22 protein-coding genes and 3 pseudogenes are annotated in these 18,871 nt (G+C 63.4%); 11 read left to right on the forward strand and 14 right to left on the reverse strand.

Going from position 1 to position 18,871, the window contains the following annotated elements:
- Positions 1–3: 3 nt before the first annotated feature.
- From CAL26_RS16425 to CAL26_RS28365, 4 genes and pseudogenes are all read right to left on the reverse strand, one after another.
- Positions 4–489, reverse strand: a complete 486-nt coding sequence (locus tag CAL26_RS16425; protein ID WP_094849920.1) for a YybH family protein — start codon at positions 487–489, stop codon at positions 4–6.
- A 15-nt stretch (positions 490–504) separates the two neighbouring features.
- Entirely contained in the window at positions 505–1,053 is a 549-nt protein-coding gene (locus CAL26_RS16430; RefSeq protein WP_256988491.1) for a nuclear transport factor 2 family protein, read from the reverse strand.
- Between the two features lie 31 nt (positions 1,054–1,084).
- A complete protein-coding gene (locus CAL26_RS16435; protein WP_094847922.1) occupies positions 1,085–1,531 on the reverse strand; it encodes a MarR family winged helix-turn-helix transcriptional regulator in 447 nt (148 codons plus the stop codon).
- Between the two features lie 80 nt (positions 1,532–1,611).
- A pseudogene (locus tag CAL26_RS28365) lies at positions 1,612–3,283 on the reverse strand (SDR family NAD(P)-dependent oxidoreductase).
- Between CAL26_RS28365 and CAL26_RS28370 the strand changes: the two are divergent.
- Positions 3,168–3,527, forward strand: coding sequence for a TetR family transcriptional regulator C-terminal domain-containing protein (locus tag CAL26_RS28370; RefSeq protein WP_179283378.1), 360 nt, complete (start codon positions 3,168–3,170; stop codon positions 3,525–3,527). The pseudogene CAL26_RS28365 and the gene CAL26_RS28370 sit on opposite strands and share 116 nt — an antisense overlap.
- A 37-nt stretch (positions 3,528–3,564) precedes the next feature.
- On the opposite strand, the gene CAL26_RS16450 is transcribed toward CAL26_RS28370, so the two are convergent.
- Positions 3,565–4,053 carry a DUF417 family protein gene (locus CAL26_RS16450; RefSeq protein WP_179283379.1) on the reverse strand — a complete coding sequence of 163 codons (489 nt, stop codon included), beginning with the start codon at positions 4,051–4,053 and terminating at the stop codon, positions 3,565–3,567.
- A gap of 92 nt (positions 4,054–4,145) precedes the next feature.
- Here CAL26_RS16450 and CAL26_RS28130 point away from each other — a divergent pair.
- From CAL26_RS28130 to CAL26_RS16460, 3 genes and pseudogenes are all read left to right on the forward strand, one after another.
- A pseudogene (locus CAL26_RS28130) lies at positions 4,146–4,244 on the forward strand (1-deoxy-D-xylulose-5-phosphate synthase N-terminal domain-containing protein); the annotation flags it as partial.
- 115 nt (positions 4,245–4,359) lie between these two features.
- Entirely contained in the window at positions 4,360–4,548 is a 189-nt protein-coding gene (locus tag CAL26_RS28675; protein WP_373454484.1) for a transketolase C-terminal domain-containing protein, read from the forward strand.
- Positions 4,496–5,449 (forward strand): NAD(P)-dependent oxidoreductase, encoded by a 954-nt coding sequence (locus tag CAL26_RS16460; RefSeq protein ID WP_256988492.1) that lies wholly within the window; start codon positions 4,496–4,498, stop codon positions 5,447–5,449. The genes CAL26_RS28675 and CAL26_RS16460 overlap by 53 nt, the downstream gene beginning before the upstream one ends.
- 57 nt (positions 5,450–5,506) lie before the next feature.
- Here CAL26_RS16460 and CAL26_RS16465 read toward each other — a convergent pair whose 3' ends face one another.
- The 4 genes from CAL26_RS16465 to CAL26_RS16480 all read right to left on the reverse strand — a co-directional run bounded on the left by CAL26_RS16465 (position 5,507) and on the right by CAL26_RS16480 (position 8,790).
- The gene (locus CAL26_RS16465; RefSeq protein WP_094847926.1) at positions 5,507–6,130 is read right to left on the reverse strand and encodes a TetR/AcrR family transcriptional regulator; all 624 of its coding nucleotides are present in this window, start codon (positions 6,128–6,130) and stop codon (positions 5,507–5,509) included.
- Positions 6,131–6,145: 15 nt separating this feature from the next.
- Positions 6,146–6,637, reverse strand: a complete 492-nt coding sequence (locus CAL26_RS16470) for a DUF302 domain-containing protein (RefSeq protein ID WP_094847927.1) — start codon at positions 6,635–6,637, stop codon at positions 6,146–6,148.
- A gap of 68 nt (positions 6,638–6,705) precedes the next feature.
- Positions 6,706–8,160 (reverse strand): amidase family protein, encoded by a 1,455-nt coding sequence (locus tag CAL26_RS16475; RefSeq protein WP_094849923.1) that lies wholly within the window; start codon positions 8,158–8,160, stop codon positions 6,706–6,708.
- 129 nt (positions 8,161–8,289) lie between these two features.
- The gene (locus tag CAL26_RS16480; RefSeq protein WP_094847928.1) at positions 8,290–8,790 is read right to left on the reverse strand and encodes a CinA family protein; all 501 of its coding nucleotides are present in this window, start codon (positions 8,788–8,790) and stop codon (positions 8,290–8,292) included.
- Between the two features lie 142 nt (positions 8,791–8,932).
- Here CAL26_RS16480 and CAL26_RS16485 point away from each other — a divergent pair, with 142 nt between their 5' ends.
- Both CAL26_RS16485 and CAL26_RS16490 read left to right on the forward strand, forming a co-directional pair.
- Positions 8,933–9,565 (forward strand): glutathione S-transferase family protein, encoded by a 633-nt coding sequence (locus tag CAL26_RS16485; RefSeq protein ID WP_094847929.1) that lies wholly within the window; start codon positions 8,933–8,935, stop codon positions 9,563–9,565.
- Positions 9,523–9,831: pseudogene (locus CAL26_RS16490) on the forward strand (helix-turn-helix domain-containing protein); the annotation flags it as partial. The gene CAL26_RS16485 and the pseudogene CAL26_RS16490, both read left to right, overlap by 43 nt.
- On the opposite strand, the gene CAL26_RS16495 reads toward CAL26_RS16490, so the two are convergent.
- Complete coding sequence (locus CAL26_RS16495) at positions 9,809–10,387, reverse strand: TetR/AcrR family transcriptional regulator (protein WP_218831560.1); 579 nt, start codon at positions 10,385–10,387, stop codon at positions 9,809–9,811. The pseudogene CAL26_RS16490 and the gene CAL26_RS16495 sit on opposite strands and share 23 nt — an antisense overlap.
- 108 nt (positions 10,388–10,495) lie before the next feature.
- Here CAL26_RS16495 and CAL26_RS16500 point away from each other — a divergent pair, with 108 nt between their 5' ends.
- Complete coding sequence (locus tag CAL26_RS16500; protein ID WP_094847931.1) at positions 10,496–11,416, forward strand: alpha/beta fold hydrolase; 921 nt, start codon at positions 10,496–10,498, stop codon at positions 11,414–11,416.
- Here the strand turns inward: CAL26_RS16500 and CAL26_RS16505 are convergent.
- Positions 11,377–12,135 carry a helix-turn-helix domain-containing protein gene (locus CAL26_RS16505; protein WP_094849925.1) on the reverse strand — a complete coding sequence of 253 codons (759 nt, stop codon included), beginning with the start codon at positions 12,133–12,135 and terminating at the stop codon, positions 11,377–11,379. The two genes, CAL26_RS16500 and CAL26_RS16505, sit on opposite strands and share 40 nt — an antisense overlap.
- A gap of 157 nt (positions 12,136–12,292) precedes the next feature.
- Here CAL26_RS16505 and CAL26_RS16510 point away from each other — a divergent pair, with 157 nt between their 5' ends.
- Positions 12,293–13,123 carry an NAD-dependent epimerase/dehydratase family protein gene (locus CAL26_RS16510; RefSeq protein WP_094847932.1) on the forward strand — a complete coding sequence of 277 codons (831 nt, stop codon included), beginning with the start codon at positions 12,293–12,295 and terminating at the stop codon, positions 13,121–13,123.
- 101 nt (positions 13,124–13,224) lie between these two features.
- A complete protein-coding gene (locus CAL26_RS16515; protein ID WP_094847933.1) occupies positions 13,225–14,121 on the forward strand; it encodes an oxidoreductase in 897 nt (298 codons plus the stop codon).
- A gap of 43 nt (positions 14,122–14,164) precedes the next feature.
- Here CAL26_RS16515 and CAL26_RS16520 read toward each other — a convergent pair whose 3' ends face one another.
- A complete protein-coding gene (locus CAL26_RS16520) occupies positions 14,165–14,902 on the reverse strand; it encodes an SDR family NAD(P)-dependent oxidoreductase (RefSeq protein WP_094847934.1) in 738 nt (245 codons plus the stop codon).
- A gap of 97 nt (positions 14,903–14,999) precedes the next feature.
- On the opposite strand from CAL26_RS16520, the gene CAL26_RS16525 reads away from it, so the two are divergent.
- Entirely contained in the window at positions 15,000–15,449 is a 450-nt protein-coding gene (locus CAL26_RS16525; RefSeq protein ID WP_094847935.1) for a winged helix-turn-helix transcriptional regulator, read from the forward strand.
- Between the two features lie 114 nt (positions 15,450–15,563).
- Here the strand turns inward: CAL26_RS16525 and CAL26_RS16530 are convergent, their stop codons facing one another.
- Both CAL26_RS16530 and CAL26_RS16535 read right to left on the reverse strand, forming a co-directional pair.
- Entirely contained in the window at positions 15,564–16,556 is a 993-nt protein-coding gene (locus tag CAL26_RS16530) for an MBL fold metallo-hydrolase (RefSeq protein ID WP_094847936.1), read from the reverse strand.
- Between the two features lie 8 nt (positions 16,557–16,564).
- On the reverse strand, positions 16,565–17,236 hold the full coding sequence (locus CAL26_RS16535) for an HD domain-containing protein (RefSeq protein ID WP_094847937.1): 672 nt from the start codon (positions 17,234–17,236) through the stop codon (positions 16,565–16,567).
- Positions 17,237–17,417: 181 nt separating this feature from the next.
- Between CAL26_RS16535 and pdxR the strand changes: the two genes are divergently transcribed.
- Positions 17,418–18,827: a MocR-like pyridoxine biosynthesis transcription factor PdxR gene (gene pdxR / locus CAL26_RS16540; protein WP_094847938.1), complete on the forward strand. Its 1,410-nt coding sequence runs from the start codon at positions 17,418–17,420 to the stop codon at positions 18,825–18,827.
- Positions 18,828–18,871 lie beyond the last annotated feature (44 nt).

Here is an 18,871-nt window from a genome sequence, read left to right on the forward strand (position 1 = left end):
CGATCACTGCGCCGCGATGGGAACGATCGAGGCAATCCGCCAGCCAGCCGCGGTGCGTACCGCGACCTCGTAGACCAGGTACGGCGCCGTGCGCGCATCGGCCGCGGAGTGGCCCAGTGTGATTTGCGTGGGTGCGTACAGCTGGGCAACGTCGCCCGTCAGGGGAATCACGCGCAACTTGCTCATATCGGGTTCGAACTTCCAAACCCCCTTGAAGGTTTCACGGAAGTGGTCGATAAGCGCCGGCTTTCCCCAGAATTGGTATGGCCGCGCGACGAAAACCACCGGGTCGCCGAGATCGTTCGGCCCCGCGAAAACCGCGTCGAATGCCTTCAGGTCGTGCCGGGTCGCCGCTTGCGCCTGGCGCTCGAACACCTGCTGCACTTCCCGCCGATCCGTCTCGGTGAAAGTCGTGGCGGCGAAAGAGGCGCTCGACACCAGCAGCGTCGCGCAGGCGATTCCACGGCACAACGTGCCCTTGGCTGACATTTTCATTTGCTTCTCCTATTGAGTGGGCAGCGGAAGAATCGCCGTGAATCGCCAGCCTTGCGCTGTGCGTACGGCGAATTCGTTGATCAGGTAGGGTGCGGTCACGGGCGCCTGGCCAGGCGCCCCCAGCGTCACCTTGGTGGGTACGTATATCTGCGTCGTGTCCGCGCCGAGCGGCACGACGCGGGCACGCGACATATCGGGATCGAGCCGCCAGGTTCCTTTGAACGTCTCTTCAAAATGCTTCATGACGGCCTTTTTTCCCCAGAATTCATAGGCCCGCGCGACGAAGGACACGGGGGATGACGCATCGTCGGGACTATCGGCCAGGACGCTATCGAGCTTGGCGATATCGTGCGCGTTCTCCGCCTCGACCTGGCTCAGGAACAGCGCGCGGACATCCTCGCGATCGGCGGCGACCGTATCCCTGGCTTCGGCCGGGGCGCTTGCCGCCATCGCCACGGCCGCCAAACCCAACAGGCCCGGAGCAAGAAGTTTTCGCATCATATAGATAGCCTTATATACCCATATATCGGAGACATCCGGATAACGTGGGCGCGTCATCCGATGCGTACAGCCTTGCTGCTTGAATCGTCTATTCCGGGACTTCGAGATCCAGGGTGGTGACCCGCTGCATCACCCGGCGCATCGCAAGCGCGTCTTCTTTACCGAAAGCCGCTTCGAATCGACGTTGCGCGCGCTCCCAGGCAATCCTGCCGGCGGCTTCCTTGGCCCGGCCGGCTTCGGTCAAGGTGATTTCCCTTTCCCTGCGGTCGTTCTTGCCCACGGCGATACGGATCAGGCCATCGCGTTCGAGCGGGCGCATGTTATGCCCCATCGTTGCCCTGTCGGTGACCAGGATCTCGGCCAACTCCGCGATCGTCAGCGCGCCGCGAGTGGCCAGCAGGTTCAGGATCGCGTATTGCGTGATCCGCACACCGGTCTGGGCCATGCACGAGTCGTAAAACCGCCCCAGATGGCGCGCTGCCTTGCGGATAGCGGTACTGTTGCACGGCCCCGGCATCAGTTGGTTCTGGCTCATGGGTGAACGTTTCCGGATAAGTGCGGCAATAATAAGGGCATATAAGTCTTTTCCGCAAGCGGTACCGGCACGCCGATAGCCTACGCGGCATGTCGATCCCGCTCGTGCCGCTTCGACGCGTGCATGTCGCTGTCGGTTTCGGAGCGCCGCGCGACGCTACGCCCTATCAGGATCAGCAGCCGCAAGGCGACGAGCGCGAAGCCGATGGGCGCGAGGCCGATCGCGCCGACATGGTAGCGATCGATCACGCCGCCGCCGCCCAGCGTGCCTATCGCGATCCCCAGGTTGGCGGCGGAGATGTTCATGGTCATCGCGAAGGGCGGCGCGTCCCGGCCCGCGAGTGTGACCCGCACCTGCCCCAGCGTCACGGAAGCGGTGTGGCTGACGCTCCACAGGAACATGGGCACGGCCGCCATCAGCATCGAAGCGCCGGCAAGCGCCGCCAGGTTGACGGCGGCCACCAGTACGAGAATCGCGACAGCCGTCGATCGCAGCACGGCCCGGTCCGCGTAGCGTCCCGCCACGCCATTACCCAGCAGACCCGCCATGCCGAACAGGAATAGCGCGAACGCGACGCCCGAGGGCGTCAGGCCGAAGGTCTGCTCGATCCACGCGCCCAGATAGGTGTAGGCCGAGAACATCGACGAGAACAGCGCCACCGACAAGGCAAGATGCGCCAGGAACAAGGGCCGGCGCAGCAGGCGCAACTGCCCGCCGAGGCCCACGGCACCGGCCTTGGGTACCCTGGGGAAAAGCGGCGCGATGATGGGCGCGAGCGCCAGCGAAGCCACCGCCAGCACCATGAACGGCATGCGCCAGTTGCCGCCCTGCGCAAGCGCGACCCCGGCCGGCAGCGCGAGCAGGACCCCCAGCACGAAGCCGATGTTGGCCCGAGCCAGTCCCCTGCCATGCGCGGCGGGCAGCGCGAACCGTGTCACCACCGACGCGCCCACGCTGATGAAACCGGGAAGCACCGCGCCCTGGATCACCCGCGCCAGCAACATGATGCCGAACTCGGACGTCGTCGCCACCAGCGCATTGCCGGCTGCGTACAGCACCAGCGTCGCCGTCAGGATGAAGCGCGGCGACGTCCCCACCCGGCCATACTCCTTGATCGCCATCCGCTGCCGCTGCGCTTCCGCCTGGGGGCCATCGGCCGGGTTCATATCGGTATTGGTCGAGCCGGGATGGACCAGGTTGACGGTGATGCCGCGCGGGCCGAGGTCGCGGGCGGTGCCCTTGGTCCAGGCGATGAGCGCGGCCTTGCTGGCGGAGTACAACGCCTTGCCCGCGTCGGGCACCCGTTCGGCGAGATTGCTGCCGGTGGATATGATGCGCCCGCCCTCGGACATATGCGGCAGCGCCGCCTGCGTCGCCTGGATCATGCCCCGGACGTTCACCGACAGGATGGCGTCGATGTCCTCGACGGTCACATCCTCGACCGTGCCGTACCGGATGATGCCGGCATTGTTCACGAGGATGTCCAGGCCGCCGAGTTCGGCGGCGGCGCGATCGACCGCCTGCTTGATCGACGCCGGGTCCGCCACGTTCATCTGGACGGCGACGGCGCGACCGCCCCGCCCCTTCGATGTCCTTGACGATGGCATTGGCCGCATCGGCCGAGCGCTCGTAGCCGATGGCCACGGCGGCGCCGTCGGCGGCGAACCGGCGGGCGATGGCGGCACCGATGCCGCTGTCGGCGCTGCATTCGACGGACGGCAACGAGGCGCTGCGGGCGGAATTGACCCGCAAGCGGCTGCAGAACACGGCAGACCTCGCCGCCCGCCCGGCCAAAGGCATCGAGACCGGTGAATTGCCGCCCGGCACTGACGTCGACAGGCTTGCGCGATTCTACGTCACCGTGCAGCAGGGCATGTCGATACAGGCGCGTGATGGCGCAGATCGGGCAATGCTGGAGGAAATCGCGCGCTCCGCGCTGGCGGCGTGGGGACGCCTGACCGCGACGCCAGCAGGCCGACAGGACGCGCACTCCTGACGGCGCGGCGCGCGTGGCAAAAGGGGCGCCGCGCGGCTTAGTGCGTCCGCAGCCCCGACCTGGTCCCGGGCAGCGACGCCAGGAACAGGACCAGGCACACGCACAGCAGCACGATGTCCTTATAGAGAAACTCGCCGGTCAGGTTCCACGCGATCGGGTCCGTCGACAAGCTCCATTTCACCACGCCCGGCGTCGTGAAGAAGAAAGACCAGGTAATGGCGAAGGTGCCTATTCCCATCAGGGCGCCCAAGGCCGACAACAAGGGGAAGTACGCGCCCAGGGCCAGCAGCGCTGCCGTCGCCAGCTCGATGGAGCCCAGCAGATACGCTTCTCCACGTATGCCGAAGACCTGCAGCCAGGAGACGAAGGGGCTGTTCACGATGAACTGGGCGATGCCCTGCGCCGACTGCGGCGTGAACTTCTGGATGCCGAACGAGATGAAGATCAGCACCATCACCCAGCGCAGGATCGCCAGGGGCCAGTAGCGGCCCGCGCCTTTCTCTGCGACGTTGAACTCTTTCAGCATATGGGTCTCCGGGAGGTTGAATGGGTCGTACCACCCTTTCTTCGTTCCCGGAGGCGCCGCGGTTACGTCCACAGATGCAACAGTTGTCGCCAGTGATCCTGAACGACAACGATATGTCGATCACGCCCCCTGTCGGCGCGCTGAACGAATATCCATCCCGCCTGAGGTCAGGCCACTCCCATGCCGCGTCAAATACGCCCTCTTCCGTCACGCTGTTCGAGGACCTCGGCCTGGGCTATTCTTACGCGGAAGCCGATCAGTGCTTTATCACGGCCTTTCGGCCTCGGCATCGCCGAACAACATGCCGTGACCTTCGCCGCGGGCGCGGCCAAGGAACTCGACGCGACGGTGGCCAACATGCGCTTCGTCAAGCCTGCCGATGCCGGCCTCGTCCGCCGCTTGGCGCGCACGCACGACGCCCTGGTCATCGTCCGTTCGATTCGTGAACGTTCTTCCCGTCGCCAATCGCAAACCTTGCGGAGCTTCCGTCCATGATAAATCCATCGGATTCATCGGCCTGGGTGTCATGGGATCGCCCATGGCGGTCAATCTGGCCAGGAGCGGCGCCCCGCTCACCGTCTGGAGTCGCTCCCCCGGCCAGTACGACACCCTGCGCGCCGCCGGCGCCACGGTCGCCGAAAGCGTGGATGCGCTGTTCTCCCAATGCGACATCGTCATCCTGATGCTGGCGCACGAAGCGGCCATCGATGAAGTCCTTGCCCGGGGAACGCCGCGATTCGAACAACGCGTGGCGGGCCGGCTGATCGTAAACATGAGTACGACCTCGCCCGGCTACTCGCGCTCCCTGGGCGACGATATCGCGGCCAGCCAGGGCCACTACGTCGAGGCGCCCGTCTCGGGATCCCGCAAGCCGGCCGAGGACGCCCAGCTCGTCGTCATGCTGGCGGGCCCGCCAGAGCACCTCGAGACGGTCCGCGAGCTGGTCCGACCGATGTGCCGCGAGACCATTACTTGCGGCACGGTCCCGGGCGCCCTGACAATGAAACTCGCGGTGAATCTGTTCCTGATCACCATGGTCACCGGCTTGACCGAGGCCACGCATTTCGCGCAGCGCCATGGCATCGATCTCGCGCAGTTCGCGCAGGCCCTGAACGCCGGGCCAATGGCGAGCAACGTCTCGCGCGTCAAGATCGACAAGCTCGTCACGCAGGATTTCTCGGTCCAGGCCGCCATCACCGACGTCCTGAAGAACAGCCGCCTGGTGGCGGAGGCGGCGCGCGACGTCGGCATTGCCTCGCCCTTGCTGGACGTCTGTCATGCGCTCTATGGGGAAACCGAAGCGCTGGGGCATGGCGCGATCGACATGGTGGCGGTGATCCACGCCATCGAACAGCGGACCGCCGGGCTCGACCGTCCGGCGCCGGCCGGGCAGTGATCGCTTCCGCCTTTTTGGTCGCGCTCGCCGCCTGGGCACGACCGCCACGTCCCGGCCTCAGGGCTGTACCGATTTGGAGGATCCAGGCGCGACTTTACCGGGCGGACCGGAGGGGTGCGCCAACGTCAACGCCGCCTGTACGCCTCCCTTCAGGATGGCTTCCGCAAGCTTGTGATCCGACACCGCGCGCGCGATCTGTAGCGTCCCGACCATGAGGCCAAAAATGGCAATCGCCTGCTCCCGGCGCTTGGCGCGCTTCGGATCGGGAAGCAGACCGGCGAGGCCGTCGACGTAAGCGAGAACGGCTTGCTCGTATCGCTGTCTGGTCGTTTCAGGCTGACGGCCGATCTCGGGCAACAACGCCGCGGACGGGCAGCCCTCCTCATACCCGACCAGGTGAGACGTATTGAGGTAACGCCGAATGGCGTCTTCGATATCGGCCGCCCCCGTATCCTCATTCGTCAACGCATCCTGCTGGTCCTGCAATGCGCTGGAAAGCGCCTCCTTGACCAACGCTTCCTTGGACTCGAAATGGGGATAAAAAGCCCCGTTGGTCAATCCGGACGCGGACATGATGCCGGCCAGGCCTGACGCCGCGATGCCATCCCGTCGGAATTTCTTCGCGGCGACATCGATGATGCGCCGGCGCGTACTTTCCTTGTGGCCTTTTTCAAAACGCATGAGCTTGAACTCTCTTCAGGACGCAGCCTCTTCCAACACCGCCCGCAGATCCTTATCCAGTTGCACCGCCACCGCATCGATCTCCGTACTATTGAATTGTCCGAACATCGACAGGGGACGATCGTACTCGAAAGACACAGTGCCTTCCTGGTCCTCGCTAAGCAGGACTCGGATGGGAGCATAAAGACCGGCCGCAATCCGATATCGCGTCATTTTAGATGCCGTCAATGGATTGCCGATGTCATACTGGATCGCAAGACGGCGCGGCCCCGCGATACCCAGCAGTGCGCCATGATCCCGGAATCCAAAGATCGAGAGCGCGGGCAGCGCCTCCAGTTCCTTGAGCGCGCGCACGGTTTCGCCATAACGCAGCAAGGTAAAAATCCCATCGTCGATCCGACTCACCAGGCCTTCAAGCCTGGCCTTGACCGCGGAGAATGAATGACTGGAACGAATGCGGACGTGCTCGACCGTGATCGTGGTGGTTTCATAAGTGGGCTTGGACATGTCAATCCTTCAGGCAGTGCAGCCCGCCAGGGCCGCGAAACGTGTGTACCTTCGATTCCGTGCCACAGTCAGATGGGCGACGGCAATGTGCCCACCACCGCCTCCACGCGGCGTGCAACATATAGCAGCGACCGATCGCGCCCGTAAGGGCCGTCCAATTCGAGACCGATGGGCAAGCCCTTCTCGGATTCGCCAATCGGAAGACTGACACCCGGCAGGCCCGCCGCACTGGCTGGAATCGTGTTGTTGGCCAATACCAGTTGGCTGGTCTCCTGGCCACCCAACATGATCTTGTCTTCCTGTCCGATCATCGGCGCGGTGGACGGCGTAGTGGGCAGTATCAGCGCGGCCGCGCCAGTCCTTGCGAACGCTTCGGCATACCGGCGCTTGATTTCCGCGCGTTCCCTCCCCTGCGCATGGCGATACTCCTCATCGGAGATATAGCCTTGCCCGCTCGGCAGCACGAATCGGGTCCATACATCTTTCAGTCCGGGCTTCAATCCGTCCACGATCCCGTCGAACGTGAGGGGGACGTTGTTCTGGCGTATGAATTTGTCCACTGCCGCCTTGGTCTCACGGAAGAAGATATGCCAGGTCGCGGTCAGGGCACGCTCGAAGAAATCCTGCCCCAGGTCGACCTCCACCACATTCGCGCCAGCGTCGCGCAGTTGCCAAACGGTTTCCTTGAAGCGCGCGGCAACTTCGGGCGCCGCCAGTTCCAGGAACTGGTGCGGCGCATAGGCCAGCGTGACGCCTTTCAAATCGGAATGAGTACTGCCGTCGGGGGTCTCGTCACGCGTAACGACGCGATCTATCAGGATGCAGTCCTCCACACGCCGAGCAAACACACCGGTGGTGTCGAGCGTGTGGGAAATGGGCGCGACGCCACTACGCGGCCAACGTCCGGTGGTGGGCTTGAAGCCGACCACGCCACATAGCGAAGCCGGTACACGGATGGATCCGATGGTGTCGCCTCCCAATGCCGCCGGCACCATGCGAGCAGCCACAGCGACCCCGCCGCCACCGGAAGAACCACCCGAGACGTGATTCACATCGTGGGGGTTTCTGGCTTGACCATAGGCTTCGTTATGACCGGTCAGCCCGAAGGACATCTCCACAAGGTTGTTCTTGCCGAACACAATACCGCCACCATCCTTGATTGCCTGAACCGCGTCGGCGTCGTGCTCCGGCACAAAGCGATCGAGCGCCGCGAGACCAAGGGTAGTACGCAGTCCCTCGGTGAGATAGCTGTCTTTGATGGACACGGGCACGCCAAGAAGCGGCGCCATGGCGCCGGTGGCTCTGGCTCTGTCCGCCTGCCTGGCGGCTTCCAGCACGGCGACTTCGTCGATGGTGATGAACGCGTTCAGATCCGCGTGATCACGAACCCGCTGCAATAGCGCGCCTGCATACCTTTCGGAAGAAATCTCGCCTTTGCGTATGGCCTGGGCGGCCGCCGCGACGCCCAGCGATGCGAGCGCGTCGGCCGTGGCTGTGATGTTTGCCTCGGAGTTTCCCTGCATGACATGGCCCCACATCTGCGCGTCCCGGCGTGGCGATTCCAAGCCGGGACAACTATTGAATTACGATCATACTTTAATATGATAATCGTAATTCAAAAATCCGTGCGGGCGCAAGTCCCAGCACATCGTCTAGCCGGGCAGTGGGCCTGGCTGGTCCAGCAATTGGTCCAGCAGCCGCAAGGCCTCGGCGGCGAACACCTGCATGTTCCGCCCGCGGTCCGTATCGCCTGTTTCCACGGTGAGCGTCGCGCCGTGCGGACCACGCGCGGCCAGGCACGCATGCCCAGGGGCATCGCCATAGCGATTCCCGCTCGGTCCGCTTGCGCCGGTTTCAGCCAGCACCCAGGTCGTATTCAGCTTCCGCTGCAGGCCTTCGGCCAGGAAGGCCGCGTAGTCTTCGGTTGCCGACCGCATCCCATCCGGCAGCGTCAACGGCAGGTCGAGCAGCGCGTGCCGCGACTGGGCGGTGTAGACAATGGCGCCGCCTATGAAATACGCCGAGGCGCCCGGCACCGCCAACAGGCTGGCAGCGACCAGCCCGCCAGCCGAACTTTCGACCGTGCCCAGCGTGTGCCCACGCTGCTTGAGTTTGCTGGCGATGGATGCCGCGCTCGATTGCAGTTCGTTCATGAAAAGTGCTGCTCCTGGGAAGTTATTCCTCTAGAGAATAGTTGATATCGCCGAGTGCAATCTGCCATTTGATAGAGGAGTCATACAGAATCTCGATCAACGCCTTCGGGGCAGAACCCCCGGGCTCCAACAAGGAAATCGCATGATCGAGGTTTATGCCTATGCCACCCCCAACAGCGTCAAGGTGCCCATCGCGTTGGAAGAGCTGGGGTTGGATTACAGCCTGCATCCTGTCAACGTGAAGCAGGGTGCGCAAAAGCTGGAGCGCTTTCGCACCTTGAATCCGAACGGCAAGGTGCCGGTGCTTGTCGATATCAGTCCGTCCGGCGAGCGTCTGGCGCTGAGCGAATCGGCAGCCATACTGGTGTACCTGGCCGAGCGCCAGCAGGCCTTGTTGCCCTCCTCCGGCCGCGAGCGCGCCCGCGTCTTCGAGCAACTGTTCTTCCATGCATCGGCCGTCAGCCCAAGCTTCGGCAATGCGGGCTTCTTCACCAAGCTGGCCGCCGAACCGCAACCGCTGGCGCAACAGCGCTTCTCCGCCGAAGCGAAGCGCGTAACCGAGCTGCTCGACGGTCTGCTCGCCGATCGTCCCTTTGTTGCCGGCGACGACTACAGCATTGCCGACATTGCCCATTTCGGCTGGTACTGGCGGCGTGCCTTCGCCGGCGTGGCGCTGGATGCCTACCCGAACCTCAGCCGCTGGTATGCCAGCGTAGAACAACGGCCTGCCGTGCAACGCGCCATGGCACGCGTCGAAGCACTCGCCGCTGCCTGAAACACCGCATCCGTACGCTAGCCTTCCAACATCGCATATACCAGGGCGAACGCCTTGGTCGCCAACCCAAGGGCGAAAGCGTGCAAAGGGTGGCGCTGGAACTGGGCTACGAGAATGCCAGCGGCTTCGTCACCATGTTTCGCAAGGCGGTAGGCAAGCCGCCGGCGCGATACCTTTCCGATCGGATGAAAAGCACGCAGTTTGCCGCCGTCCGCGGCATCGTGCTTCACGATCATGCGTTGGTTAGCGGCCGAGAGCGGTCTTGACCGCGGCATCGATGATGCCTTCGATAAAGCGGTCATCGAACGCTTCTTTGGAAAACCAGCGTCGATAAAATAGTGGCCCAACCACTACCGCGACCAAGTCGGCGGCTGGCTTCTCCGGCTGCACCTCACCCCTGTCCCTGGCTCTTTCGACGACAGCGTAAAACGGCGCCATGAAGGCCTTATGCAGTCCGGCCTGCAGCGCGGCGATTTCCGGATCGCGCTCCGCCGCGTCGACGATCGATGGATAGACCGTGGCCCATGCGGCGGACGGAAGCTGTTCCACGAGCTTCGTCACAAGAGCGTGCAGGTCGGCGCGCAACGTGCCCGTGTCCGGTGGCGGCGGTACGTTCCCGAGCCTGGAACAGGCATCGATCAGCAAGGCAGCGCGCGAAGGCCAGTGACGGTAGATCGTCGTTTTCGAAACGCCGGACACGCGCGACACTTCGTCGATGCTGACACCGCTGATCCCGCTCTGCGTCAACTGCCGATAGGTTTCGCTCAATACGGCTGCCTTGGAGCGCTCCACCCGCTTGTCTGCAATCTGAACCACCTTCACCCTTCCTCGTTGACATTATCGATACGCTACGGTAGCGTACTACAAGTACGGCACAGTACAGTATTGATATTAACGGACGAACTCTCAAGCTGGGAGGAGCGCTTAAAGATGGCTGACATGACCGAAGATCAAGACGCCGTCCCGGCATGGCTCGACCAAACGCTCTTTCCCTTCAAAAGCCATTGGATCGATATCGACGGCAATCGCATCCACTATGTCGATGAAGGCAGCGGCCCTACCCTGCTCCTGCTCCACGGCAATGGCAGTTGGTCCTTTCTCTACCGGCATATCATCACCCGGCTCGCCCCACATTTTCGCTGCATCGCCTTCGACCATGCGGGTTTCGGGTTGAGCCGGGCCCGACCCGGCTTCACTTTCAAGCCGTGGGAACACGCGACGGTTCTGGAGGGCCTGGTGCGCGCCCTGGCCCTGAGGGACATCCGCCTCGTCGTGCAGGATTGGGGCGGCCCGATCGGGCTGAGTTTCGCCGGCCTGCGGCCGGACCTCATCGACAAGCTGATCATCTGCAACACCTGGGCGTGGCCCGCCGACCGGATCAAGCACATCGAGAACTGGTCTCGACTTACCGGCGGCGGACTGGGCCGCTTCCTGATCGTCCGCTACAACGCGCTCACCCGGTTCCTCGTACCGATGTCCACGAAACGCAGGCTGACATCGACCGAAAAGGCGGCCTACGCAAAGCCCTATCCGACTCCGGCCTCGCGTATTCCCCACTCGCAGTTCGCCAAAGAGATACTCGAAAGCCGCGATTTCCTTTCCGAGGTAGAGGCTGGCCTGGCGCGCCTGCGCGACAAGCCCGTCCTCATTCTTTGGGGAGACCACGACCCCGGCTTTCGAGAGAGCGAGCGGCAACGCTTCGAAACCGAGTTCCCCGGCGCCGAGGTGCACGTTCTGGCCGGCGCCAAGCATTTCGTGCAAGAGGACGCCCCGGCCGAGATCTGTGACGCGATCGAGCAGTTCGAAGCCTGTCAAGGCGCCGTGTATGAATCGGCCCCCTTTCGGTCATGAGCGACACTGATTTCGTGAATAAACGCCTCGGGCGTCACACCCGTGAAGTGGCGAAATTCTTCGATGAGGTGGGCCTGATCATAAAAGCCGGCTTCCGCGGCGATGCTCGCCCAGTTCGTGCGGCGGTCCGCACGCGCCAGGTCGGTCGCACGCGAAAACCGCCTCAGCCTGGAGAACATCTTGGGGCTCATGCCAACCGCTTCGATAAACACGCGCCGCAGATGCCGCTCGCTGATGCCGAGGCCGGCCGCAACCTCGTACACATTGGCGTCGAGCAACTGTCTTGCGGCTTCACGCACGAGCAAGGTGCGATCGCCAGGAGGAGGACGGTCAGGCAAGTACCGACCCGCAATCGCGCGTTCGAGAATACGCGCAGCGTCGTTGGGGCTAGCCGCCGAGGCAAGCTGGTCGTATATCGCTCGCGCTTCACTTGCGCCCCAGACGTCTTCCACCGGCACGATAAGGCCCGAGACGGCGGATGCCGGCATCCCGAGCACCGCGGCGGCGGTCCCTAATTGAAGACGCGCGACGACAGTCATTTGCCCCTTGCGAATAGTCTTGCGCGTGACGTACCGACGGGCGCCGAGCACATGCATGTCCAATCCCCGCTGGGCCGAAGCTCCCACCCTGACGACGAGATGCACCTCCGGACGAGGAATCGCTACCATCGGCTCGTTCGTAAGGCATTCGTCGACGATCATCGATTCGATAAAGGACATGGGGTGCCTGCGCGACATGGAAGCGGGATGCATGGCCCTATAGTAGACGACGCCCGGCCGTCGAATGACGCGGATCTTCCCTGTCCGTTTTTTCCAATGCACGCCCGCCGTAGCCCGATACAGTTCGCGCATCTCGCACCTTGGCTGGAGGCCTCGCATGACAATTCTCGTGACCGGTGCAACCGGAAAAGTCGGTAGCCGCCTCGTCAAACGGCTGGTAGAACGCGGCGACCGCGTGCGTGCCCTGATACGCGACCGCACTCGTGCGACTGAACTGAACACGAATCAGGTCGAGCTCGTCGAAGGCGACCTTCTCGATCCCGATTCGCTGCGTGCGGCTGTGCACGACGCGGATGCAATCGTCCACTGCGCGGCGTTTTTTCGCGGCGCAACGCCGGAGCAAGCTCATAGCGTCAACGATCTGGGAACGCAGTCGCTTGCCGCCGCCGCGCGCGACGCCGGCGTGAAGCGGTTCGTGTTCCTGAGCACAGGCCTCGTCTATGGTTCAACCGGTGGACGCCCTGCATCGGAAGACGACGCTTGCGCGCCGACGGTCGCCTATCCGGTGAGCAAGCTGGCCGCCGAGGACTTTCTTCTAGGCATGGAACACCTGGATGTGCGCGTGCTGCGTCTGCCCTTCGTCTATGGCGACGGCGATCCGCATATTGCGGAAATCGTGCCCCACATGCAGGGATGGCGGCCAACCCAACGCATGTCGATCGGCCACCATGCGGACATCGCCCAGGCCGTGATGCGCCTGCTCGACAAGGCGGACCCGGCGTACCGCATCTATAACGTGGCCGATGACGACGCGCCCGAGATTGCCGAACTGCTGGCGGCGGTGGGCGCCGCGCCGCCGGACGGATCGGCGGCCGAACGTGGCGCGGCATTCGATGCGCTACTCGACTGTCGCCGCATTCGCGACGATCTCGGCTTCAAGGCGACGTTCCCGCGCCTCGCGGACGCGATTGCAGCGGGCGCTCTCTAGCACCTGCTCGACAGCCCCAGCGTACGATAGTGTTCATGGATTTCATTGCTAAAGTGTTTGCAGGCATCGGCACACTCAACGCAATTGGGACGGAACGCTAAATGACGATTTCAGAGTATCCAACGATCGCCCTCATTGGGCCGGGGGCCATCGGCACGACCGTGGCGGCGGCCCTGCACGAGGCCGGGCGCACACCGGCCATTTTCGGCCGCTCGGCGCACGAACGCCTGGAACTGCGCTTCGACGGCGGCCATATCGTGGTACCGGGACCCGTGCGCACCAATCCGGCCGACGTTAAAGCAACGTTCGACCTGGTTTTTGTCGCGGTGAAGTCGACACAGGTGGACGCCGCAGCGCCGTGGCTTTCCGCCCTGTGCGGAAACAGGACCGTGGTCTGCGTATTGCAAAACGGCGTTGAACAGGAAACGCTCTTTGCCCCATATGTGCCTGGTAGCGCAGTCCTGCCCTCGGTGGTGTGGTTTCCTGCTCAACGCGAGCACGACGCCTCGGTCTGGCTGCGAGGCAAGCCGCGGATTACATTGCCAGACACGCCAGGGAGCCGCATCGTCCTGACGGCATTGAGAGGCACCCGGTGTTCAGTCGACGTCGTGGCAGACTTCAAGTCCGTCGCATGGCGCAAGCTTCTACAGAACGCGGTCGCCGGCTTGATGGTACTTGCGGGTCGTCGCGCTGGCATGTATTCCCGCGCCGACGTTGCCGGGTTGGCACGCGCCTATTTGCAGGAATGCCTTGAAGTCGCCCGGGCAGAGGGTGCGACGCTGGGCGACGAGGTTCCGCAAGAGATCGTCGACGCCTTCCAAGGTTACCCGGCCGACCTCGGCACTTCGATACTCGCCGACCGGCAGGCTGGCCGCCCGCTTGAATGGGACTGCCGAAACGGGGTCGTGCAGCGACTGGGGCGATTGCATGGTATCCCTACCCCGATCAGCGATCTGGTCGTCCCGCTTCTCGCCGCCGCGAGTGATGGGCCTGGCTGACATCTCTGCCATAGAGCGAAGTCACTTCGCTCCATAGCCGCCTTCAAACCTGCGCCATCCCGCCGTCGACGGCCAGTTCAGCGCCAGTCGTGAAGCTGCTGTCGTCGCTTGCAAGGAAAAGCGCCGCTGCGGCGACCTCCTCAGCCCTGCCCAGGCGGCCGAGCGGGATGAGTTTGGTGAGCGTATCGCGTACCTCGTCCGAAGCCGCATCGAACATCGCGGTATCGATCGGCCCAGGACTGACGACGTTGACGCGGATACCCTTGGGGGCCAGTTCATTCGCCCACGTGCGGGCGAACGAACGCACCGCGGCCTTGCTGGCGCCGTAGACGCCATAACCCTTGGTGCCGATCGCATCGGCGATCGAGCCGATGAGCACGACCGCCGCACCCGCCGGCATGAGCTCGACGGCGCCTTGCGCGGCGAAAACCAGCGCGCGTACGTTCAGGCCGAAGGTCCTATCGAAATGATCCTCGTCGATGCCGCCCAGCGGCGCGAATTCCGAAATGCCGGCATTGAACACCAGGACGTCGATCCGCCCCGCTTCCGAGCGGACCTTGGCGAAGACCTGCTCAAGATCGGAGAGACTCCCTGCATCGGCGCGGACGGTACGAATGCCGCCTTTATCCTGCTCCGGTGACAGGTTTGAAGTGCTTTCCGTGGCCGTGCGGCTGGTCGCGTAGACCTGCGCGCCTTCGCCCGCGAATCGCTGTGCGATGGCCCCACCTATGCCGCTGCCTCCGCCGATTACGACGGCCACCTTGTTCGCCAGTTTGCTCATATGAACCTCGTCTGAAATTGATGAGGCTCATGATATACAGATTATACTTACGGTCAATTACGCACCATATATAGCCTAGATATCACCGAGTAAACCTATGTCTGACACTCTCCCACAGATACCCGTCGAGGTGAGTACGGCGCATCAGTTGGAACATTGCGTCGAGGAAGAGGCGCTGATCGATGCCCAAAGGACGCGGCCGATCCTGGAACACATCGCCAACAAGTGGTCGGTGCTGATCCTGACCGTTCTCTGCTCGAGGCCGTCGCGTTTCAACCAGATCATGCGCCGTCTCGACGGCATCACGCACAAGGCGCTCGCCGATGCGCTGAAGCGCCTGGAGCGCAACGGCCTGGTTCGACGAGAAGTGCTGCCTACGACGCCTGTCGGCGTCGAATACACGATCACGCCGCTCGGACGCTCGCTCCAACCGCCTTTCGCCGCGCTCTACGATTGGGCGCTGACGTACGGCCCCCAACTGGAACGCGCTCAAGCGGAATACGACCGCGCGCGGGACGACGGGACGACGCGCGCCAGCGCTGCTTGATCCCGATGGCGGCTGAGCGGCACTTGATCAAGCAGCAAAGTCGTCTCCTCAATGCGCGCAAAACGGCCATCGGATCACGCCGTGCGAACACGGATACTTCCTGGCGAAACCGGCCTATAGACCCGCGTATACCATCTTCGTGAACTGATCGCCGTTGAACACGAAATTGCCCCATTTGGCATCGAAAGCGACCGTAGGTTTGGCGGCGACGATTTCGTCGAGCGATTTTCCCTGTTGTTTCAGCGCGGCCACGCTGTTGCGGACGGCAACCAGCATGTCGCGGAATTCGATCAGCTGAGCACGCCTGCCGACAGGCCCGTGACCGGGGATGACGATGGTGTGATCCGTCGTGCGCGCGACAGCCTCGTTGGCCCAATGGATCGCGCCGTCGATGTTGCCGCCGTCTTCGTTGTCTATATACGGATAGAACCCATTCCAGAAGGTGTCTCCCAAAGCGAGTACGTCCGCCTGCCTGAAATAGACCCAGAGGTCGCCGTCGGTATGACCACCGCCGAAGTTTTCCACGTCGATTTCGGTTCCTGCGAACGTGAAGGTCTTCTTGTGGTTGACCAATAGCGTCGGCCGCGCTTCCACTGGAACGGGATAGAAGGTCCAGTTCCATGCATTGACGTGTGTCTTTTCGCTCAGGTGCTTCAGCGTATTCCCGTGCGAAACGATGGTGGCCCCAGCCGCATGCATCCATCCATCGCCATCGGTGTGATCCCAGTGCCAATGCGTGTTCACCACGTATCTCAGCGGTGATGAACGGATTTTGTCCAATGCAGCCTGCAGCTTGTCGTGCGACTTGCTGATGCCGGCGTCCACGAGGAACTTGCCTTCCTTTCCGGACAGAACGGTAATGTTGCCACCGGAGCCCATCACCACCGAGATGTCCCCGCGCAAAGGTTCGATCGTGAGATCCGAATCAGCACGTCGCAGGTATCGGGCGCCCGCACCCGTGTGGAAATAGTCATCGGGCGCCGTCGCCTGGCTGCTGGAAGATAAGGCCGTCTGGGCGGTCAGTAGCAAGCCAGCGGCAATGGAGATCGATACCAGCAAGAGCCGGCTCGGCTTTTTCACGAATGATTGGATAGGGAGACGAGACATGAGTTTCTTCAGGTAGTGGGAAATTCCCACGGGGAACTAAAAATGACGCTGCACAGGTTCACGCGCTCGAAGCCCGGGTCCTTGTATGCCAGGAAATCGTCGTTGAACGTGCCGAACGTCGTGCCCGGACGATGCTTCATGCCGTTGTAAAAGGCATCGATCATCCTGTCGGCGAAACAAGCGCCGCGAGGAAAGCCTGCGATAACCGCCGCGCGCTGTTCCTCGGTAAAGTCGTCAAAGCCCCGTCCCGCCACGTCCATCCCCGCTCCGGCCTGCACCAGCGAGATTTCGCCGTGCATGTGCTCGGGAATGCCCGGCGTCGTATGGAGCGCAACTGCGCTCCATACCTTCGCGACATCTGCCTCGTCGACGTGATGACTGCGCAGAAAATCGCGCGCCGCGTTGGCGCCGTCAACTTCAAAACGCAATCCGCTTTCGCGATAGGCTGACGTCAAGCCGATATCGTGGAACATGGCCGCAACGTAGAGCAGCTCCGGATCGAAGGCGACATCCTTTCGTTTCCCCAGCAGCACGCCCCATAGATAGACCCGTGTCGAGTGGTTGAAAAGCAATTCGCTTTCGGTGTCGCGGATGAGCTGTGCGACCTCGCGCGCCAGCCGGCTGTCGGGAATGATGACGCCGGCCATGTCGTTCGCCGGTGTTTCTTTATCCTGGTTCATCAGGTGCCTCGAGCGATGAATAGCGGTCGGTTTCCGCGACACGCTGGACTTCCGGAGGGCGCCGCTTGGTCCGCAGACATCGCATGCGAATGCTCCGGCAGCGCCACCCCGGCAAAGTTACGCTGCCCTTGAGTCATGCAAAAGACCCAAGTTCGAACAATCCGAATGTACTATCGCGTCCATGAGCAAGCTTTCCGTCGGCCTCGACCGCTCGGGGCGTATTTCTCTATCGGCGCAAATCTACGGCTCGATTCGAGACGCGATCGGGTCGGGCCAGCTTGCCGCCGGCGCGCGGCTGCCCTCCTGGTCGGATCTGGCCGCCCAGCTCGGAGTGTCCCGGGGCACGGTGCGGGCCGCCTATGAACGTCTGATCGACGAGCAGTACGCGATCGGCCTGGGCGCGGCGGGCACCCGGGTCGCCGCGCGGCCCTCGCCAGCGACGACCGGGTGGTCGCCCGAGACGCCGCCGCTGCCTGATCTGTTCTACGACTTCAATGCGGCGCCTTTGGCATTTCAAATGGGTGTGCCCGCCCAGGACGCCTTTCCATTCAAGCTCTGGTCACGCATACAGGCGCGCGCGGCGCGCCGCGCAGCGGCAACTCCGGTCGGCTACCCCGATCCCCGTGGCGAACCGGACTTGCGACAGGAGATCGCGGCGTATCTTGGTGTCTCACGCGGGCTTCGATGCAGCCCGTCCCAGGTCTTCATCACGGCAGGTTTCTCCGGCGCGCTCAATCTCGCGATTCGTGCCCTGCGCGTGGAAGGCGGACACGCCTGGATGGAAGACCCTGGATTCCCGCTCACGCGTACGGCGCTCGGGCTGGCGGGAATGACCGTGGCGGGCGTGCCGGTGGACACGGACGGGCTCGATGTCGACGCAGGCATCCGGATCGCCCCCGAAGCCGTCCTCGCGGTGGTGACGCCGGGCCAGCAGGCCCCGCTCGGGATGACGATGTCCCTCGCCCGACGGATGTCACTGCTCGGCTGGGCCAGACGACACGACGCCTGGATCGTCGAAGACGATTATCTCGGCGAGTTGCAGCTGAAAGGACGGGCCGCGCCGGCATTGGCCTCGCTGGATCAGGACGGACGGGTGCTGCACGCCGGGACCTTCAGCAAAACGATCAACCCGGCGCTGCGCCTGGGGTTTCTCATTGTCCCGCCGGCCATGGCACGCCACTTCGACGACGTCGCGGCGTGCCTGTCCCCCGCCCCGGCCGCGGCCGTGCAGCACGCCGTGACCGAGTTCATGCACGACGGACACTATCTGCGCCATCTGCGTCGAATGAAACGCCTCTACACCGCGCGGCAGGAAGCGCTCGTCCGTTGCCTGAAGGAGCAGGACTCGGAGTCGCTGAGGGTGCAAGCCGCCGCCGGGATGACCGTCGTGGCCGCGCTTCCCCAATCCGCGTCGGACGTCGATATCGCCTCGCGGGCGCGCGCTTTCGGGCTGGCCCCGGTGCCGCTTTCACCTTGGTACGCGGGCGATAAAAGGCAGCAGGGGCTACTGCTCGGCGTGACGAATCTGGATGAAAGAACCCTGCCGGCCAACTGTTCCCGCCTGCAGGAAATCGCTCGTGGGCACCACTGACGGACCCGCGACATCTGCTTTGCCACCGCTTCTTGGTACAGTGA

It is taken from the genome of Bordetella genomosp. 9, assembly GCF_002261425.1.
Classification (GTDB): Bacteria; Pseudomonadota; Gammaproteobacteria; order Burkholderiales; family Burkholderiaceae_B; genus Bordetella_C.

Coding starts and splice junctions, on each gene's coding strand:
- CAL26_RS16465 (WP_094847926.1), bottom strand. CDS start 6,130: ATGCGTTTTGAAAAAGGCCACAAGGAAAGTACGCGCCGGCGCATCATC.
- CAL26_RS16525 (WP_094847935.1), top strand. CDS start 15,000: ATGTCTGACACTCTCCCACAGATACCCGTCGAGGTGAGTACGGCGCAT.
- CAL26_RS16475 (WP_094849923.1), bottom strand. CDS start 8,160: ATGCAGGGAAACTCCGAGGCAAACATCACAGCCACGGCCGACGCGCTC.
- CAL26_RS16535 (WP_094847937.1), bottom strand. CDS start 17,236: ATGAACCAGGATAAAGAAACACCGGCGAACGACATGGCCGGCGTCATC.
- CAL26_RS16485 (WP_094847929.1), top strand. CDS start 8,933: ATGATCGAGGTTTATGCCTATGCCACCCCCAACAGCGTCAAGGTGCCC.
- CAL26_RS16530 (WP_094847936.1), bottom strand. CDS start 16,556: ATGTCTCGTCTCCCTATCCAATCATTCGTGAAAAAGCCGAGCCGGCTC.
- CAL26_RS16510 (WP_094847932.1), top strand. CDS start 12,293: ATGACAATTCTCGTGACCGGTGCAACCGGAAAAGTCGGTAGCCGCCTC.
- CAL26_RS16500 (WP_094847931.1), top strand. CDS start 10,496: ATGGCTGACATGACCGAAGATCAAGACGCCGTCCCGGCATGGCTCGAC.
- CAL26_RS16450 (WP_179283379.1), bottom strand. CDS start 4,053: ATGCTGAAAGAGTTCAACGTCGCAGAGAAAGGCGCGGGCCGCTACTGG.
- CAL26_RS28370 (WP_179283378.1), top strand. CDS start 3,168: ATGGCCACGGCGGCGCCGTCGGCGGCGAACCGGCGGGCGATGGCGGCA.
- CAL26_RS16430 (WP_256988491.1), bottom strand. CDS start 1,053: ATGACGCGCCCACGTTATCCGGATGTCTCCGATATATGGGTATATAAG.
- CAL26_RS16520 (WP_094847934.1), bottom strand. CDS start 14,902: ATGAGCAAACTGGCGAACAAGGTGGCCGTCGTAATCGGCGGAGGCAGC.
- CAL26_RS16505 (WP_094849925.1), bottom strand. CDS start 12,135: ATGTCCTTTATCGAATCGATGATCGTCGACGAATGCCTTACGAACGAG.
- pdxR (WP_094847938.1), top strand. CDS start 17,418: ATGAGCAAGCTTTCCGTCGGCCTCGACCGCTCGGGGCGTATTTCTCTA.
- CAL26_RS16515 (WP_094847933.1), top strand. CDS start 13,225: ATGACGATTTCAGAGTATCCAACGATCGCCCTCATTGGGCCGGGGGCC.
- CAL26_RS16480 (WP_094847928.1), bottom strand. CDS start 8,790: ATGAACGAACTGCAATCGAGCGCGGCATCCATCGCCAGCAAACTCAAG.
- CAL26_RS16470 (WP_094847927.1), bottom strand. CDS start 6,637: ATGTCCAAGCCCACTTATGAAACCACCACGATCACGGTCGAGCACGTC.
- CAL26_RS16435 (WP_094847922.1), bottom strand. CDS start 1,531: ATGAGCCAGAACCAACTGATGCCGGGGCCGTGCAACAGTACCGCTATC.
- CAL26_RS16425 (WP_094849920.1), bottom strand. CDS start 489: ATGTCAGCCAAGGGCACGTTGTGCCGTGGAATCGCCTGCGCGACGCTG.